The following is a 2,500-nucleotide window of genomic DNA, read 5'->3' as shown; positions in this document are numbered from 1 at the left end:
ACATCTGTTGAAAAAGATCGGGATGAGCTGTGCCTAGGGGTGAAAGGCCAATCAAACTCGGAGATAGCTGGTTCTCTGCGAAATCTATTTAGGTAGAGCGTCATCCGAATACCCCGGGGGGTAGAGCACTGGATGGGTAATGGGGCCCCACAGGCTTACTGATCCTAACCAAACTCCGAATACCCGGGAGTACTAGATGGCAGACACACTGCGGATGCTAACGTCCGTAGTGGAGAGGGAAACAACCCTGACCTACAGCTAAGGCCCCCAATTCATGGCTAAGTGGGAAAGCAGGTGGGACGACCAAAACAACCAGGAGGTTGGCTTAGAAGCAGCCATCCTTTAAAGATAGCGTAACAGCTCACTGGTCTAAATAAGTTGTCCTGCGGCGAAGATGTAACGGGGCTCAAGCCATGAGCCGAAGCTTAGGATGCCGTAAGGCATGGTAGCAGAGCGTAGTGTGACATAGAACTCATCCGTATTTGCATCCATTTGGGTGTAATGACGGATCGAGTTCTTTCGATGAAGCGGGCGCGTGAGCGATCCCGTGGAGAGATCACTAGTGAGAATGATGACATGAGTAGCGACAAAGAGTGTGAGAGACACTCTCGCCGAAAGTCCAAGGGTTCCTGCTTAAAGCTAATCTGAGCAGGGTAAGCCGGCCCCTAAGCCGAGGCCGAAAGGCGTAGGCGATGGGAACTAGGTTAATATTCCTAGGCCAGGAGGATGTGACGGATTGCAGGTGTAGTTCAGCCTTATCGGATTGGTTGGGCTGCTGAGCAGTTCCTGGAAATAGCCCTCCATCAGACCGTACCCTAAACCGACACAGGTGGACTGGTAGAGCATACCAAGGCGCTTGAGAGAACGATGTTGAAGGAACTCGGCAAAATACCTCCGTAAGTTCGCGAGAAGGAGGCCCGGTTCCTAGGCAACTAGGGGCTGGGGGCACAAACCAGGGGGTGGCGACTGTTTATTAAAAACACAGGGCTCTGCGAAGTCGCAAGACGACGTATAGGGTCTGACGCCTGCCCGGTGCCTGAAGGTTAAAAGGAGAGGTGAGAGCCTTGAATTGAAGCCCAGGTAAACGGCGGCCGTAACTATAACGGTCCTAAGGTAGCGAAATTCCTTGTCGGGTAAGTTCCGACCTGCACGAATGGCGTAACGACTTCCCCGCTGTCTCCAACATCGACTCAGCGAAATTGAATTGCCTGTCAAGATGCAGGCTTCCCGCGGTTAGACGGAAAGACCCCGTGCACCTTTACTACAGCTTCGCACTGGCATCAGGATTGTGATGTGCAGGATAGGTGGTAGGCTTTGAAACCGTGACGCCAGTCGCGGTGGAGCCTCCCTTGAGATACCACCCTTCGCACTCTTGATGTCTAACCGCGGTCCGTTATCCGGATCCGGGACCCTGCGTGGCGGGTAGTTTGACTGGGGCGGTCGCCTCCTAAAGCGTAACGGAGGCGCGCGAAGGTTGGCTCAGAGCGGTCGGAAATCGCTCGTTGAGTGCAATGGCAGAAGCCAGCCTGACTGCGAGACTGACAAGTCGAGCAGAGTCGAAAGACGGCCATAGTGATCCGGTGGTCCCGAGTGGAAGGGCCATCGCTCAACGGATAAAAGGTACGCCGGGGATAACAGGCTGATACTGCCCAAGAGTCCATATCGACGGCAGTGTTTGGCACCTCGATGTCGGCTCATCTCATCCTGGGGCTGGAGCAGGTCCCAAGGGTACGGCTGTTCGCCGTTTAAAGAGGTACGTGAGCTGGGTTTAGAACGTCGTGAGACAGTTCGGTCCCTATCTGCCGTGGGTGTAGGAGACTTGAGAGGAGTTGCCCCTAGTACGAGAGGACCGGGGTGAACGATCCACTGGTGGACCAGTTGTCGTGCCAACGGCAGTGCTGGGTAGCTATGATCGGACAGGATAACCGCTGAAGGCATCTAAGCGGGAAGCCCCCCTCAAAACAAGGTCTCCCTGAGGGCCGTGGAAGACCACCACGTCAATAGGCCGGAGATGTAAGCGCAGTAATGCGTTCAGTTGACCGGTACTAATCGCCCGATAGGCTTGATTTGATCCAGTAATGGAAAGACAAGACCAAAGCATACACCGACCTTGACAATGGATAGCGTCGCAGCACCTAGCCGCGATGTTGATTGATTAAATAACCGTGCGGGAACGCGCCTTTTGTAAACAAAAGACGCTGCCTCCCGCATAGTCGCTTTCTTGCACAGCAAGAAAGTCGACGGGGATTTTCCTCGGTTTGGTGGTCATAGCGCAAGTGAAACACCCGGTCCCATCCCGAACCCGGAAGTTAAGCACTGCCGCGCCAATGGTACTTGGGCTTAAGCCCTGGGAGAGTAGGTCACCGCCAAACCTAGAAAAATCCCCACATCTCTCTCTAACGATGATACAAATCTGACACTGACGCGGGATGGAGCAGCCCGGTAGCTCGTCAGGCTCATAACCTGAAGGTCGTAGGTTCAAATCCTACTCCCGCAACCA

Annotated in this window: 1 tRNA gene and 2 rRNA genes (1 of these 3 cut by a window edge); all 3 read left to right on the top strand. The window is 54.2% G+C overall.

The features are described 5' to 3' along the window. Positions 1 to 2,070: ribosomal RNA gene (locus J7416_RS22445) — 23S ribosomal RNA — on the top strand; it begins 781 nt to the left of the window's first position. Positions 2,071 to 2,257: 187 nt separating this feature from the next. Next, a 5S ribosomal RNA gene (gene rrf / locus J7416_RS22440) occupies positions 2,258 to 2,372 on the top strand. Between the two features lie 51 nt (positions 2,373 to 2,423). Beyond that, positions 2,424 to 2,500, top strand: a tRNA-Met gene (locus J7416_RS22435).

Source organism: Ruegeria sp. R14_0 (assembly GCF_017743975.1).
Lineage (GTDB): Bacteria > Pseudomonadota > Alphaproteobacteria > Rhodobacterales > Rhodobacteraceae > Ruegeria.
This window is presented reverse-complemented; position numbering and strand designations above follow the sequence as displayed.